This is a genomic window from Sulfitobacter sp. KMM 9851 (assembly GCF_057178245.1).
Map to the genome: position 1 here is coordinate 1,350,487 of NZ_CM169991.1, position 14,991 is coordinate 1,365,477.

Sequence of the window (14,991 nt, forward strand, 5' to 3'; positions counted from 1 at the left end):
CGGGCTGGGGGCGAGTTTATTTAGCAAGATGAAGGGGAGAGCAGCGTATGAACCTAGGACCATGTGAGATTTTTGAGGTGGGCCCGCGCGATGGGTTGCAGAACGAGGCGCGCGAGATACCTGTGGCCGAGAAGGTCGCGCTGGTGGATTGTCTGAGCGAGGCCGGGTTCAGCCGTATTGAATGCGCCAGTTTCGTCAGCCCCAAGTGGGTGCCGCAGATGGCCGGATCGGCAGAGGTTCTGGCCGGGATCAAACGGGCCGATGGCGTGCGCTATGCGGCGCTTGCGCCCAATATGCAGGGCTATGAGGCTGCTGTGGCCGCCGGGGCCGATGAGATCGCGATTTTTGCGTCTGCGTCGGAAGGGTTCAGCAAGAAAAACATCAACGCAAGCATCGCTGAGGCGTTTGAGCGTTTCGCGCCGATTCTCGAAGAGGCGCGTCATGTGGATATTCCGGTGCGCGGCTATGTCTCTTGCGTGGTGGAATGCCCCTACGATGGCAAAGTCGCGCCCTCGGCCGTAGCGGCGGTGGCGGACAGGCTGTTTTCGATGGGGTGTTACGAGATATCGCTGGGCGACACGATAGGGGCCGGCACGCCGGACAGTATCGCGCGGATGTTGCTGGCGGTGCGCGATGTGGTGCCGGTGGGGCGTCTGGCGGGGCATTATCACGACACCCATGGTCGGGCGATGGCGAATATTGATGCGTCCTTGTCGATGGGGGTGCGGGTGTTTGATGCCGCTGTTGGCGGTTTGGGCGGTTGCCCCTTTGCGCCCGGTGCGGCGGGGAACGTGGCCACCGAGGCGGTGAACAAGCATCTGGTCGCGCTGGGCTATCAGACTGGGGTTGATCAGGCCGTGGTCGACAAAGCCGCCGCGATGGCGCGGGCGATGCGGGGCTGAAATGGAAATAGTGTGGGTATTGCAAGTGTAGCCGAACGGGTGATGGGCATGAGCGACGATGTCTGGCGCCGTCATGCGAACCCTTGGTCGGGGTGGTCGCGGGCAACGGCGCTGCCATTGTTTGCGCTGGCAATCTGGAGCCGGGTCTGGCTGGGCTGGGGCGCATGGGTGCCTGTGGTGCTGGTGTTGATCTGGATATGGGTGAACCCCCGTTTGTTTAAGTGCCCAGAGCGGGTCAACAATTGGATGAGCAGGGGGGTGTTGGGTGAATATATTTACCTCAACCACGCGGCCGAATTGCCCGCGCATCAGATGCGGGCCGCTCAGGTGCTGGGCTGGATGGCGCTACCCGGTATTGTTGTGATGGTCCTCGGCCTGATCCTGCTGTGGTGGGAAGGCGTGGTATTTGGCACGGTGTTTGCCGTTCTGCCCAAATTTTGGTTTCTGGACCGGATGGTTTGGATCTACGACAATTGGATGCGCAGTGGCCACGAGGTGCTGGGGATCAAAAATAACGGAATATCAGATGTTTGAAACGATCACCATCGAAACCGACGCGCGCGGGGTGGCGGTGCTGACCTTGAACCGTCCTGAAAAACACAATGCCATGTCGGGCCAGATGTTGGCCGATCTGACAGCCGCCGCAGCAGCGCTGGGCGCGGATGATGCCGTGCGCGTGGTCGTATTGACCGGGGCGGGCAAGTCGTTTTGCGCGGGCGGTGATCTGGGTTGGATGCGCGATCAGGCGGATATGGATGCGGCAACGCGGTCTGCCGAGGCGGGCAAGCTGGCTGCGATGCTGGGGGCGCTGAATGCGCTGCCCAAGCCGCTGATCGGGCGGGTGCAGGGCAATGCCTTTGGCGGCGGCGTTGGCATGGCGTCGGTCTGCGATGTGGCCGTGGGGGTGGACAGCTTGAAGATGGGGTTCACTGAGACGCGGCTGGGGATCATTCCGGCCACGATCGGCCCATACGTGCTGGCGCGGATGGGAGAGGGGCGCGCGCGGCGTGTGTTTATGTCGGCGCGGCTGTTTGATGCGGGGGAAGCAGTTGATCTGGGTCTGCTGGCCAAGGCGGTCCCGGCAGAGCAGTTGGACGCGGCGGTAGAGGCCGAAGTGGTGCCCTATCTGTCCTGCGCGCCGGGGGCGGTTGCGGCGGCCAAGAAGCTGGCGCAGGACCTGGGCGGGATTGCCACGCCGCAGGCGGTGGAGATGTCGATCGCGGCCTTGGCGGCGCGTTGGGAGACGGAGGAGGCCGCCGAGGGGATTGGCGCGTTTTTTGACAAGCGCAAGGCGGCTTGGGTGGTTTGAGGCGTGACGGAGCCGGGCAGGGGCAGGCCGTGGAGTGGCGCTGATGACTTCGCAAATTGGGAGTTTATGGCGCACCTTATCAAGCAGCAACCCAGCGTTTGATTAAGCGCCAGCCCGTCCGGACGGGCTGGCGCTGCCCGGCGGGCTGCGCCCTTGATTCCGGGCGGGAGGCGAAATGTGGGGCGGACGCATACCCGAAACCCCATCATCCAGCCCCCAAATCCCCCACCTTTCCGGTCAACCGCCCGTTGACCCCACCCACCGCCACAGTTAAACCCGTTTCAAGTCTGTCTGCGCGGGCCTTTGGCCTTTGCCTCATGCCGCGCACCGCAAAAGGAGCATCCCCTTGGACGACATGCTGCGGGAATACCTGCCTATCCTCGTTTTTCTGGCCGTGGCCATTGGCTTGGGGGTCGTTCTGATCCTTGCCGCTGTGGTTTTGGCTGTGCGCAATCCGGACCCTGAAAAGGTGTCGGCCTATGAATGTGGGTTCAACGCCTTTGACGATGCGCGCATGAAGTTTGATGTGCGGTTCTACCTGGTGTCGATCCTGTTCATCATCTTTGATCTGGAAATCGCTTTCCTGTTCCCCTGGGCCGTGGCCTTTAAGGATGTGAGCATGGTGGGCTTCTGGTCGATGATGGTGTTCCTGGGTGTGCTGACCGCAGGCTTTGCATACGAATGGAAAAAGGGAGCGCTGGAATGGCAGTAGCCGCCGGAGCCGCGACAGCGGGGCCTGACCGCGAGGTCGCCACGCAATCGCTGAACGCCGAGTTGCAGGATAAGGGTTTCCTTGTCACCTCGACCGCCGACATGATCAATTGGGCGCGCACCGGGTCGCTGCACTGGATGACCTTTGGTCTGGCCTGCTGCGCCGTCGAAATGATGCACACCTCGATGCCGCGCTATGACCTTGAGCGTTTTGGCACCGCCCCGCGCGCCAGCCCGCGCCAGTCGGACCTGATGATCGTGGCCGGCACGCTGACCAACAAGATGGCCCCGGCGCTGCGCAAGGTGTACGACCAGATGCCGGAGCCGCGCTATGTGATCTCGATGGGGTCCTGCGCCAACGGCGGCGGCTATTACCACTACAGCTATTCCGTGGTGCGTGGCTGTGACCGCATCGTGCCAGTAGATATCTACGTGCCGGGCTGCCCGCCCACGGCAGAGGCCCTGCTATATGGTATCTTGCAGCTGCAACGGAAAATCCGCCGGACGGGGACGATCGTGCGATGACCCGCACGTGGAAGGAAATGATCAGATGAGCGAACAACTGCAAGAACTTGGTGGCTATATCGAGGCCAAGCGCCCCGATTGCGTGCTGGCATGGGACGTCACCAAGGGTGAGCTGAACATGGATGTAACGCTGGCCAATATCGCCGGGCTGGTGGAGTTTCTGAAAAACGATCCGACCTGCCGGTTTTCCACCCTCGTGGACATCACGGCGGTGGATTACACGGGCCGGGCCAAACGCTTTGACGTGGTTTATCATTTCCTGTCGATGTTCCAGAACCACCGCATCCGCCTGCGGGTCGCCACGCGTGAGCGTGACATGGTGCCGTCGATCACCGCCGTGCACCCCAGTGCCGACTGGTTCGAGCGTGAAGTCTTTGACATGTTCGGCATTATCTTTTCCGGCCACCCGGACCTGCGCCGCATCCTGACCGACTACGGGTTCCGCGGCCATCCGCTGCGCAAGGATTTCCCGACCACGGGCTATACCGAAGTGCGCTATGACGAGGTCGAAAAGCGGGTGGTCTATGAACCCGTGAGCCTTGTGCAAGAGTACCGCCAGTTTGATTTCATGTCCCCCTGGGAGGGCGCGGAATACATCCTGCCGGGTGACGACAAAGCGGCACCTGACGGCCATGTGAGCAAGGGTTCAAAATAATGGGCGGTATGTGGTGGCTTATCCTGTCGGCCCTGACAGCCATTCCGATGGTCAAGCTGCTGCCGTTCTTTGGCATTAATAAATACTGGGCGGCGGCCTGCCTTGTCCCCTTTGGCACGATTGCGTTGCTGTGGTGGATGGGGATGAAACTGCAAGAGTTGGAGAAGCTGTGATGGACGGCAACATTCGCACAAATCGCTATGATGACGGATCGACCGACGCCAAGACCGGCGAACAGAAGATCCGCAATTTCAACATCAACTTTGGCCCGCAACACCCTGCGGCCCACGGCGTGTTGCGTCTGGTACTGGAGCTGGACGGCGAAATCGTCGAACGCTGTGACCCGCATATTGGCCTGCTGCACCGTGGCACTGAAAAGCTGATGGAAAGCCGGACCTACCTGCAAAACCTGCCCTATTTCGACCGGCTGGATTACGTGGCCCCGATGAACCAGGAACATGCCTGGTGTCTGGCGATTGAAAAGCTGACCGGCGTCGAGGTGCCGCGTCGCGCTTCGCTGATCCGGGTCTTGTTCTGCGAGATCGGTCGGGTACTGAACCACCTGCTGAACATCACCACGCAGGCGCTGGATGTGGGCGCGCTGACGCCGCCGCTCTGGGGTTTCGAAGAGCGTGAGAGCCTGATGATTTTCTACGAACGGGCCTGCGGGGCGCGGCTGCACGCCGCCTATTTCCGCCCCGGCGGGGTCCATCAGGATCTGACACCTGCACTGCTTGATGATATCGAGGCGTGGAGCAAGCAGTTCATGACCAAGTTCATGGTCGACATCGACGACCTGCTGACGGAAAACCGGATTTTCAAACAGCGTAACGTCGACATCTGCATCATCACCGAACAGGATATCCTTGATTACGGGTTCTCTGGTGTGATGGTGCGCGGGTCCGGCATGGCCTGGGATTTGCGCCGTTCGCAGCCCTATGAATGTTATGACGAATTTGATTTCCAAATTCCGGTCGGCAAGAACGGCGATTGCTATGATCGCTATCTCTGCCGGATGGAAGAAATGCGGCAGTCCGTTCACATCATCCAGCAGGCGATCGAAAAGCTGCGGGCGCCCGAGGGGCAGGGCCCGGTGCTGGCGCGCGGCAAGATCACGCCGCCGACACGTGCCGCGATGAAGACCGACATGGAAAGCCTGATCCACCACTTCAAGCTTTATACCGAAGGGTTCCACGTGCCCGAGGGCGAAGTGTATTGCGCCGTCGAGGCCCCCAAGGGCGAATTTGGTGTCTATCTGGTGGCGGACGGGACCAACAAACCCTACCGCGCCAAGATCCGCGCGCCGGGGTTCCTGCATCTGCAGGCGATGGATCACATCAGCCGGGGTCACCAACTGGCCGATGTGGCCGCGATCATCGGCACGCTGGACGTGGTGTTCGGGGAGATCGACCGCTGATGTGCGCTGTCGTCCCATTCCACCTTGCCAAGAAAATTCCCGCCGGAGGCTACCGCAGTCTCTGCCAGACCATAGGTTTGATCTAATGCTTCGCCGTCTCCACGCTGACCAACCCGCTTCTTTTGCCTTTACCCCTGCCAACCAGAAATGGGCCGAGGCGCAGATCACCAAATACCCCGAAGGCCGTCAGGCATCGGCGATTATCCCGCTGCTGTGGCGCGCGCAGGAACAAGAAGGTTGGCTGACGCGGCCGGCCATCGAACATGTGTCGCAAATGCTGGGCATGGCGTATATCCGTGGTCTTGAGGTGGCGACATTCTACTTTATGTTTCAGCTACAACCTGTTGGTTCTGTTGCACATATTCAAGTTTGTGGCACCACGTCCTGTATGATCTGCGGGGCCGAGGATCTGGTGGCGGTCTGTCGTGAACGGATCGCGGATAAACCGCATCAGCTGTCATCGGATGGCAGGTTTTCATGGGAAGAGGTCGAATGTCTGGGGGCCTGTTCCAACGCGCCGATGGCCCAGATCGGCAAGGACTACTATGAGGATTTGACCACCGCCCGTCTGAATGAAATCCTCGATGAGCTAAGCGATGGCCGCGTGCCGGTGCCGGGGCCACAGAACGGGCGCTATGCGTCCGAACCTCTGTCCGGGCTAAGCAGCCTCAAGGAACATGACAGCGGCAAGACGCAGTATAACGCCAGTGCGCAGTTCGCCGTGGATATCGGCGACACGGTCAAGCGTATCGACGGCACAGAGGTGCCTTTGCTGACGCCCTGGCAGGGCAAGCCTGCGAATACATCGGCCAAGCCGATGGGCAAGGCGTCCAAAGGCGCAAGTGAGCCGCGCCCGTCCAAGGGCAAGCCTGCGGACAAGACCGGCGTGACCGAACAGCAAGCCGAAGCGGCCTCGACCGCCAAGCCCCGTTCAAAAGATGATCCGGCAGGCGAAAGCGGTGATGCGGCCGGTGCAGCGCGCGGTGCGGGCAAGGCCCCAGCCGCGACAGCATCCAGCGGCCCGGGCAAGAAACCGGGCCAGTTAAAGGCGCCGCGCACGTCGGGTGCCGATAATCTGAAATTGATCAAGGGCGTTGGGCCAAAGCTTGAGGCCATGCTCAACTCCATGGGTTTTTATCATTTTGACCAGATCGCCGAATGGGGTGCCGATGAGGTGTCCTGGGTGGATCAGAACCTCGAAGGATTTAAGGGCCGGGTGAGCCGCGACAATTGGGTCGCTCAGGCCGCGCAGCTTGCCACTGGTACACAGACTGAGTTTTCCAAACGGGCAGATAAAGACGGCATCAAATAACAGCCGCATTGCCCCCAACATTCGGGAGAGGGACAACCAAGATGGATATTTCGGAGCGTGAGGCTTGCACTAAACGGTGCTGGTACATGGGTGGCGGCATTGGTCTGCTGCTGGCTTTCATCTTGCTGGCGTTTGCCGGTTGGGGGTTCTTGTCCGCGGTGTTTGCCGGGATCGTGGTTGCGGTGATTGCGGGCGCGCTCTTGGGCTATTTCATGTGCAAGGATGTTGAAAATACGACGACGGCCTCGGCTGCTGAGATGCAGCATGGCGCGGCCCCGGCGGCTGCCATGCCGTCGTCCCCGGCAAGTGCGGCCAGCGCGCCTGTAACACCAACGCCAACGCCAACGCCTCCGTCAACACCAGCGGCGGCTTCCGTGTCCAGCGCTGCTGCAACCGGTGTCGCCACGGCGGAAAAGGCGCCGGCCAAGAAACCGGCCGCGAAGAAGCCAGCGGTAAAGAAAGCAGCGGCCAAAGCGGCACCTGCGACCGGCGCCGCAGGTGCGGCCAAACCCGCACCGAAAAAGGCCCCCGCTAAAAAGACAGCTGCCAAGGCCAGTGCAGCGGCGACTGCCGCATCTGCCCCGGTCGCACCCGACACAGTGACACCCGCCGCGCAAAAGGCACCTGCCAAGCCCGCGAAAGCCAAGGCACCGGCCCGCAAGGCAGTTGCCGCCGATGGTATGCCCGACCTGCTGAGCGCACCGCGGGCCGGTGGGGCGGATGATCTGAAATTGATCAGCGGCGTCGGCCCCAAGCTGGAGCAGACGCTGAACGAGCTTGGCATCTACCACTATGATCAGGTGGCGGGGCTGCGCAAAAAGGAAATCGAATGGGTCGATCAGCGCTTGCGTTTCAAGGGCCGGATCGAACGCGACGACTGGACGGGGCAGGCCAAGATCCTGGCCAAGGGCGGCGAGACTGAATTCTCTAAAGCCAAGAAGAAAAAGACCTAAGACCGGAGCGACCTGACAGATGAGCGACGCCGAAGACAAAGCCCTTGCACGCAAAGGCCAGACCGCCGGTCTGGTCATTGCCGTGACAATGGTGATCTGGCTTGGCGGACAGTGGCTTGGGGCGGCGATGGGCCTGCCGGAACGCTATGTGTTCCTGCTGGACTTTGCCGCCCTGGCCGCGCTGATCTGGGTGCTGGTCGTGATATATCAGATGTGGCAGGCCCGTCGGGCCGCCAAAGAAAACCAAAGGTAGGCATCATGCTTCAGGACAAAGACCGCATTTTTACCAACATTTACGGTATGCATGACCGCACCCTGAAAGGCGCGCAGGCGCGGGGCCATTGGGATGGCACGGCGGGTATCATTCAGAAGGGCCGCGATTGGATCGTGGACCAGATGAAAGCATCCGGCCTGCGGGGCCGGGGTGGCGCGGGCTTTCCGACCGGCTTGAAATGGTCGTTCATGCCCAAGGAAAGCGATGGTCGCCCATCCTATCTGGTGGTCAATGCCGACGAATCCGAGCCGGGCACCTGCAAAGACCGCGAGATCATGCGCCACGATCCGCACACGTTGATCGAAGGCTGTCTGATCGCGTCTTTCGCGATGAATGCGCATGCCTGCTATATCTACATCCGGGGTGAATACATCCGCGAGCGCGAAGCCCTTCAGGCCGCGATCGACGAGGCTTATGACGCCGGTCTGGTGGGCAAGAATGCCTGCAAATCGGGCTGGGATTTTGACATCTACGTGGCCCACGGTGCGGGCGCCTATATCTGCGGCGAGGAAACCGCGCTGCTGGAAAGCCTTGAGGGCAAGAAAGGCATGCCGCGTATGAAGCCGCCGTTCCCTGCGGGTGCCGGGCTTTATGGCTGTCCGACCACGGTGAACAACGTCGAATCTATCGCTGTGGTGCCGACGATCTTGCGCCGGGGGCCGGAATGGTTTGCCGGTTTTGGCCGCGCCAACAACGCAGGCACCAAGCTGTTTGCGATCTCGGGCCATGTCAACAACCCCTGCGTTGTCGAAGAGGCGATGAGTATTTCGTTCGAGGAGCTGATCGAAACCCATTGCGGCGGTATTCGCGGCGGCTGGGACAATCTTAAGGCCGTGATCCCCGGCGGGTCATCGGTGCCGATGATCCCCGGCGCGCAGATGCGCGATGCGATCATGGATTTCGATTACCTGCGCGAACAGCGCTCGGGCCTTGGCACGGCGGCGGTGATCGTGATGGACAATTCCACCGATGTGATCAAGGCGATCTGGCGTCTGGCCAAGTTCTATAAACACGAAAGCTGTGGCCAGTGTACGCCTTGCCGTGAAGGCACGGGCTGGATGATGCGGGTGATGGACCGTCTGGTGACAGGCGACGCGGAGCCCGAAGAGATCGACATGCTGCTCGATGTGACCAAACAGGTCGAGGGCCACACGATCTGTGCGCTTGGGGATGCGGCGGCCTGGCCAATTCAGGGCCTGATCCGGCATTTCCGCGACGAGATCGAGGACCGGATCAAGCACAAGCGCACGGGTCGTGTCAGCGCGGTGGCGGCGGAATAAGGACCGGCGTTTCGTCTGGTTCAATGCGAGGGGGTTCCGATATGGAACAGTTTTCTGACTACGGCCATGCGATCATGTCTTTGGCATTGTTCGCCATCATTGCCTTGTTGCTCAGCCCGATCTCGGCGGCGCGCAAATCTGCGGATGGGGTGACGGCAGGCGATTTGCCTGCGGCGGACTACGCCAATGCCAGCTATCGCCTAAGCCGCGCCTATCTTAACGCGATGGAAATGTGCGGTATGTTCACCGCCGTGACCGTCGCCGCAATTCTGGCCGGTGCCAGCCCATTCTGGGTGAACCTGCTGGCGTCGCTGTTCCTGCTCAGCCGCATTGCGGTCGCCTTTGTGCATATCAAAGGCATCGGTCGTGAAAACATGGGCCCACGCACCGCGATCTACACCTTTGGCTGGGCGTGCTGTCTGATCCTTGGGGTGATGGCGGTTGTGGCTGTTTTGTGATGCAAGACGGGGCCGTGCAGACTGGGATCAGGGCCAAGCTGGCGCTTGAAAACCCTTTTGATACCTATGTGCACGACCCTGCGCGGGTCGATAAACAGGGCTGGAATTCGCGGCATGGTTTCTTTGAAACGGTGATCGCGGCCACTCAGCCAAAACTGGTGATTGAACTGGGTGTCTGGAAGGGCATGTCGGCGATCCACATGGCCGGTTTGATGCAGGCGCAGGGCATCGACGGCGAGGTGCTGGCGATTGATACGTTTCTAGGGTCATCGGCACATCTGTCCACGCCGGGGCGGCGTGCCGAATTGTTGCCAAAAGATGGTTATCCGACGTTGTATCAGACCTTTCTGGCCAATGTGCATGACACAGGAATGCAGGGCCGGATCGTGCCACTGCCGATGGATGGCAATTCGGCGGCCTATGCGCTGGCGCGGCTGGGGGTCAAGGCCGATCTGATCCATATCGACGCCAGCCATGAATACGAAAGCTGCCTTGCCGATCTGCGCAACTACTGGCCCCTGTTGGCGGATGACGGGATATTGCTGGCCGATGACTATGGCACCTGGCCTGGGGTGACGCGCGCGGTGTGCCAATTCTGCGCCGAGGTAGACCGCCCGTTGTTTGGCACCATGGCCAAGGCAATTGTGCCAAAAGGCCCCAATCAGGGGTTTGTCATGCGCGCGGTCAAGGAAAAGTCCTATCGCCGGGGGGCAGCATGATGCCGGGCACCTGCTGGTCAAACCGGGATGCGCCACAGGCAAGGCTTGACCATTTGCGCGACAATGGCGATAGCGAATTTGCCTTTGGCGCGTGCTATCTGAAACAGGCGACAGGGGGGTGCTGCACCATCTGCACCCCGCCCGCTGCGGAGTGATATTATGAAATATGCGATTTCCATCTTGCTGGCGGCGGGGCTGCTGGCCGGCTGCGGCAACAAGAGCGACCGGATTGCCTTTGATGGCAAATATTTCCGCGTGAAGGTCAGCAAGGTCGACCGTCAGATCGACGTGTTTCAGGTGACGGTAAAAGACGCGGCCCAGTCGATTGACGGTGCCCGTGCCGCGGCACGTTACGAGGCGACGAAATACTGCGTCGGCACCTATGGCAGTTCCGATATCGTCTGGACCGTCGGCCCCGACACCCCGCCCGAACAGCTGCGGCTGGTCGATGGCGCGTTGACCTTTCAAGGCACATGCCCGCAGTGAAAAACTGCGCGACATATCGCGTGTTTAGCACGCAAAAGGGGGGTGATATTGCATATCATGCCCCGGAAACTCCATCTGACGGGTGGGCCAGTGCGCACGAGCGCATGCCCAATCGCATGAAGGAGAATTGAGATGCGCAAGATGATGATCGCCCTGATGGGGCTGAGCCTGCTGACCGCCGCCGCGACAAGTGCCGCCGCCAAACCGCCGCTGCGCGAGGTCGCGGCGATTGATGATGCGCTGCTGGACATGGGCGTGGCCGATATCATCCGCAAAAACTGTCCCGACATCAACGCGCGCATGTTGCGGGCGGTGAAGATGGCGTGGGATCTGAAGGCAAAGGCGAACGATCTGGGCTATTCCGATGCCGAGGTTGACGCCTACATCGACAGCGACACCGAAAAAGCGCGCATGAAAAAGCGCGGAGCGGCGTTTTTCAAGGCAAAGGGGGTCGATACTTCGGACCCGCAAAGCTATTGTGCGCTTGGGCGCGACGAGATTCAAAAATCGAGCCGGATCGGTTCGTTACTGAAGGCAAAGTGAACTATGAGCGATATCCGCAAGATCATCATTGACGGCAAGGAAATCGAAGTCGAGGGGGCGATGACGCTCATTCAGGCTTGCGAGCAGGTGGGCGTGGAAGTGCCGCGTTTCTGCTACCATGAACGGCTGTCGATTGCCGGCAACTGCCGGATGTGTCTTGTGGAGGTCGTGGGCGGCCCACCGAAACCGGCGGCAAGCTGTGCCATGCAGGTGCGCGATCTGCGCCCCGGCCCCGAAGGCCAGCCGCCGGTGGTGAAAACCAATTCGCCCATGGTCAAAAAGGCCCGCGAGGGCGTGATGGAATTCCTGCTGATCAATCACCCTCTGGACTGCCCGATCTGCGATCAGGGTGGCGAATGTGATTTGCAGGATCAGGCGATGGCCTATGGCGTCGACTTTAGCCGCTACCGCGAACCCAAGCGTGCCACGGAAGATCTGGACATCGGCCCGTTGATCGAAACCCATATGACGCGCTGCATTTCCTGTACGCGCTGCGTGCGTTTCACCACAGAGGTGGCGGGCCAGCACGTGATGGGGCAGACTGGCAGGGGCGAAGACGCCGAGATCACGACCTATCTGGGCGCGGTGATCGACAGCAACCTGTCGGGTAACATCATTGATCTGTGCCCGGTTGGCGCGCTGGTCTCCAAACCTTACGCCTTTACCGCGCGGCCATGGGAATTGACCAAGACCGAAAGCATTGATGTGATGGACGCGCTGGGGTCGAACATCCGTGTCGACACCAAAGGCCGCGAAGTCATGCGATTCCTGCCGCGCAACCACGATGGCGTGAACGAGGAATGGATTTCGGACAAAACGCGTTTCGTGTGGGACGGTCTGCGCCGTCAGCGGCTCGATACGCCTTACATCCGTGAAAACGGCAAACTGCGCCCGGCGGACTGGCCCGAGGCGCTGGCCGCTGCTGCGGCCGCGATGAAGGGCAAGAAAGTTGCCGGGATTGTCGGTGATTTGGCCCCCGTCGAAGCGGCATTTGCACTAAAGCAGATGATCGAAGGTCTGGGCGGCGTTGTGGAATGTCGCACCGATGGCGCGAAGCTGCCTGCGGGCAACCGATCGGGTTATGTCGGCACCGCCACGATCGAAGACATCGACAACGCCAAGATGATCCAACTGATCGGCACCAACCCGGCGGTCGAAGCGCCGGTGCTGAACGCACGGATTCGCAAGGCCTGGAGCAAGGGCGCTGATATCGGTGTGATCGGCCAGCCGTCTGATCTGACCTATGACCATTACCATCTGGGCGACGACCGTGCCGCACTCGACAAACTGCTGAACAAGGATTTCGACGAGGTGCTGGATGCGCCATCCGTGGTGATCGTCGGGCAGGGCGCGCTGCGCGAGGCCGATGGCGCCGCGGTGTTGGCTGCCGCGATGGAGCTGGCCGAGAAAACCAAGAGTAAGCTGATGATCCTGCACACTGCCGCCAGCCGTGTGGGTGCGATGGATATCGGCGCGGTTGCGCCAAACGGTATGGATGATGTGGGCGCTGCGGATGTGATCTATAACCTTGGTGCCGATGAGGTCGACATCGCCGAGGGGCCGTTTGTGATTTATCAGGGCAGCCATGGGGACCGCGGCGCGCATCGTGCCGATATCATCCTGCCCGGTGCCGCCTATACCGAAGAAGCGGGGCTGTTCGTGAACACCGAAGGGCGGCCGCAGATTGCACAGCGCGCCAGCTTTGCGCCCGGTCAGGCCAAGGAAAACTGGGCGATCCTGCGCGCGCTGAGCGCGGAGACAGGTGCCGCGCTGGCATACGATTCCCTCGCGGCCCTGCGCCGTGCGCTGGTAAAAGAGGTGCCGCATCTGGGCAAGACAGACGTTGTGCCGGAAAACGCGTGGCAGGCCGTGCCCAAAGCCAAGCTGGGCAAGGCGGCGTTCGTGCCAGCGGTCAAGGATTTCTATCTGTCCAACCCGATTGCACGCGCCAGCCAGTTGATGGCGGAACTGTCGGCAGGTGCCGCAGCACGCCGCGCAAAGCCTTTGGCGGCAGAGTGAGATCAATGGCGGTTCTTGCCCTTGTATTGTTGGCCGCTTGCGAGCCGCAGGTGCCAACGGCAGAGGATTTTATCCCTGATTACAAGGGCGTAGAGACCGTTTTGCTGGACGGCGATCTGGTGCAATTCAACGTGGCGATGACCAAGGCCCTGTCGACGCGCGATGTCGAGGATTATGCCGAATGTGCGGCTGCGCAATATACGCTGATCCGGGGCTACGGTTTTGCACGTCATGTGCGGACAAATGTGAGCCAAGAGGGTGGCATATGGCGGGCAGATGCTGTTTACACAATCTCGCCGAGCCTGCCACGAGGCTTGAAGACAATTGATGCCGAAGTAACCGTGTTTGAATGCACGGAACGCGGCATTCCGACGGTGTGAGGACGTATGGCTGATTTCTTTTACAACACCGGGCTGGGCATTGCCCTGCTGACCATCGGGCAGGTTCTGCTGCTGGTGGTGCCGCTTTTGCTGGCGCTGGCATTCCTGATGTACGCGGACCGCAAAATCTGGGCGGCGGTAATGATGCGGCGCGGGCCAAACGTGGTCGGCGTCTTTGGGCTGCTGCAATCCTTTGCGGATTTCCTGAAATACATCGTCAAGGAAGTGGTGGTCCCTGCGGGTGCCGACCGGCCGGTGTTTTTCCTCGCGCCGATGATTTCCTTTGTCATGGCAATGGTGGCCTGGGCGGTGATCCCCTTTAACGAAGGCTGGATCCTGTCAGACATCAACGTGGCGATCCTCTATGTCTTCGCTGTCTCCTCGCTCGAGGTTTACGGCGTGATCATGGGCGGGTGGGCGTCGAATTCGAAATACCCTTTCCTTGGCTCGCTGCGGTCTGCCGCGCAGATGATTTCCTACGAAGTGTCGATCGGTCTGATCATCATTGGTGTGATCCTGTCGACCGGGTCGATGAACTTTTCGTCGATCGTGGCGGCGCAGGACGGCGACTGGGGTCTGCTGAACTGGTATTTCCTGCCGCATTTCCCGATGCTGATCTTGTTTTTCATCTCGGCGCTGGCCGAAACAAACCGCCCACCATTCGACCTTCCCGAAGCGGAATCGGAACTGGTGGCGGGCTATCAGGTTGAATACTCCTCCACGCCGTTCCTGCTGTTCATGATCGGCGAACTGGTCGCTGTGGTGTTGATGTGCGCGCTGGTGTCGCTGATGTTCTTTGGCGGATGGCTGTCGCCGGTGCCGTTCCTGCCCGATGGCTTCTTCTGGATGTTCATCAAGATGCTGATGGTCTTCTTCATGTTCTCCATGGTGAAGGCGATCACGCCGCGCTACCGCTATGACCAGCTGATGCGTCTGGGGTGGAAAGTGTTCCTGCCGTTCTCGCTGTTCTGGGTTGTGTTCGTGGCGTTCGCTGCAAAGTTTGACTGGTTCTGGGGCATCTATGCCCGTTGGACCGTAGGGGGCTGAT

At 60.6% G+C, this 14,991-nt stretch carries 19 protein-coding genes; all 19 read left to right on the top strand.

The genetic code is table 11. From position 1 onward, the window contains the following. Positions 1–47: 47 nt before the first annotated feature. The 19 genes from AC1965_RS06590 to nuoH all read left to right on the top strand — a co-directional run bounded on the left by AC1965_RS06590 (position 48) and on the right by nuoH (position 14,990). Complete coding sequence (locus AC1965_RS06590) at positions 48–902, top strand: hydroxymethylglutaryl-CoA lyase (RefSeq protein WP_483886492.1); 855 nt, start codon at positions 48–50, stop codon at positions 900–902. A gap of 12 nt (positions 903–914) precedes the next feature. After that, positions 915–1,436 (top strand): DUF6653 family protein, encoded by a 522-nt coding sequence (locus AC1965_RS06595; RefSeq protein ID WP_483886493.1) that lies wholly within the window; start codon positions 915–917, stop codon positions 1,434–1,436. Further along, positions 1,429–2,211 carry a crotonase/enoyl-CoA hydratase family protein gene (locus tag AC1965_RS06600; protein WP_483886494.1) on the top strand — a complete coding sequence of 261 codons (783 nt, stop codon included), beginning with the start codon at positions 1,429–1,431 and terminating at the stop codon, positions 2,209–2,211. Before AC1965_RS06595 ends, AC1965_RS06600 begins: the two co-directional genes overlap by 8 nt. Positions 2,212–2,557: 346 nt before the next feature. Further along, the gene (locus AC1965_RS06605; RefSeq protein WP_483886495.1) at positions 2,558–2,923 is read left to right on the top strand and encodes an NADH-quinone oxidoreductase subunit A; all 366 of its coding nucleotides are present in this window, start codon (positions 2,558–2,560) and stop codon (positions 2,921–2,923) included. Beyond that, on the top strand, positions 2,914–3,447 hold the full coding sequence (locus AC1965_RS06610) for a NuoB/complex I 20 kDa subunit family protein (RefSeq protein WP_483886496.1): 534 nt from the start codon (positions 2,914–2,916) through the stop codon (positions 3,445–3,447). Before AC1965_RS06605 ends, AC1965_RS06610 begins: the two co-directional genes overlap by 10 nt. A gap of 25 nt (positions 3,448–3,472) precedes the next feature. After that, a complete protein-coding gene (locus tag AC1965_RS06615; protein WP_483886497.1) occupies positions 3,473–4,102 on the top strand; it encodes an NADH-quinone oxidoreductase subunit C in 630 nt (209 codons plus the stop codon). An 8-nt stretch (positions 4,103–4,110) separates the two neighbouring features. Beyond that, positions 4,111–4,275, top strand: coding sequence for a hypothetical protein (locus AC1965_RS06620; RefSeq protein ID WP_162798193.1), 165 nt, complete (start codon positions 4,111–4,113; stop codon positions 4,273–4,275). Next, the gene (locus tag AC1965_RS06625) at positions 4,275–5,519 is read left to right on the top strand and encodes an NADH-quinone oxidoreductase subunit D (RefSeq protein WP_483886498.1); all 1,245 of its coding nucleotides are present in this window, start codon (positions 4,275–4,277) and stop codon (positions 5,517–5,519) included. The genes AC1965_RS06620 and AC1965_RS06625 overlap by 1 nt, the downstream gene beginning before the upstream one ends. An 85-nt stretch (positions 5,520–5,604) precedes the next feature. Continuing rightward, positions 5,605–6,831 carry an NADH-quinone oxidoreductase subunit E gene (locus AC1965_RS06630; protein ID WP_483886499.1) on the top strand — a complete coding sequence of 409 codons (1,227 nt, stop codon included), beginning with the start codon at positions 5,605–5,607 and terminating at the stop codon, positions 6,829–6,831. Between the two features lie 86 nt (positions 6,832–6,917). Next, positions 6,918–7,784, top strand: a complete 867-nt coding sequence (locus tag AC1965_RS06635; RefSeq protein ID WP_483886500.1) for a hypothetical protein — start codon at positions 6,918–6,920, stop codon at positions 7,782–7,784. 19 nt (positions 7,785–7,803) lie between these two features. Next, on the top strand, positions 7,804–8,037 hold the full coding sequence (locus tag AC1965_RS06640; protein WP_483886501.1) for a DUF5337 domain-containing protein: 234 nt from the start codon (positions 7,804–7,806) through the stop codon (positions 8,035–8,037). A 5-nt stretch (positions 8,038–8,042) separates the two neighbouring features. Beyond that, positions 8,043–9,338, top strand: coding sequence for an NADH-quinone oxidoreductase subunit NuoF (gene nuoF / locus AC1965_RS06645; RefSeq protein WP_483886502.1), 1,296 nt, complete (start codon positions 8,043–8,045; stop codon positions 9,336–9,338). Positions 9,339–9,379: 41 nt separating this feature from the next. After that, positions 9,380–9,796 carry an MAPEG family protein gene (locus AC1965_RS06650; protein ID WP_483886503.1) on the top strand — a complete coding sequence of 139 codons (417 nt, stop codon included), beginning with the start codon at positions 9,380–9,382 and terminating at the stop codon, positions 9,794–9,796. Continuing rightward, positions 9,796–10,515, top strand: coding sequence for a class I SAM-dependent methyltransferase (locus AC1965_RS06655; protein ID WP_483886997.1), 720 nt, complete (start codon positions 9,796–9,798; stop codon positions 10,513–10,515). The genes AC1965_RS06650 and AC1965_RS06655 overlap by 1 nt, the downstream gene beginning before the upstream one ends. A gap of 159 nt (positions 10,516–10,674) precedes the next feature. Further along, positions 10,675–11,001 carry a hypothetical protein gene (locus tag AC1965_RS06660; protein WP_483886504.1) on the top strand — a complete coding sequence of 109 codons (327 nt, stop codon included), beginning with the start codon at positions 10,675–10,677 and terminating at the stop codon, positions 10,999–11,001. A 132-nt stretch (positions 11,002–11,133) separates the two neighbouring features. Then, positions 11,134–11,544 carry a DUF5333 domain-containing protein gene (locus tag AC1965_RS06665; RefSeq protein WP_483886505.1) on the top strand — a complete coding sequence of 137 codons (411 nt, stop codon included), beginning with the start codon at positions 11,134–11,136 and terminating at the stop codon, positions 11,542–11,544. 3 nt (positions 11,545–11,547) lie between these two features. Further along, positions 11,548–13,563, top strand: a complete 2,016-nt coding sequence (gene nuoG, locus AC1965_RS06670) for an NADH-quinone oxidoreductase subunit NuoG (protein WP_483886506.1) — start codon at positions 11,548–11,550, stop codon at positions 13,561–13,563. A 5-nt stretch (positions 13,564–13,568) separates the two neighbouring features. Continuing rightward, positions 13,569–13,943, top strand: coding sequence for a hypothetical protein (locus tag AC1965_RS06675; RefSeq protein ID WP_483886507.1), 375 nt, complete (start codon positions 13,569–13,571; stop codon positions 13,941–13,943). A gap of 6 nt (positions 13,944–13,949) precedes the next feature. Continuing rightward, positions 13,950–14,990 (top strand): NADH-quinone oxidoreductase subunit NuoH, encoded by a 1,041-nt coding sequence (gene nuoH / locus AC1965_RS06680; protein ID WP_483886508.1) that lies wholly within the window; start codon positions 13,950–13,952, stop codon positions 14,988–14,990. Position 14,991 lies beyond the last annotated feature (1 nt).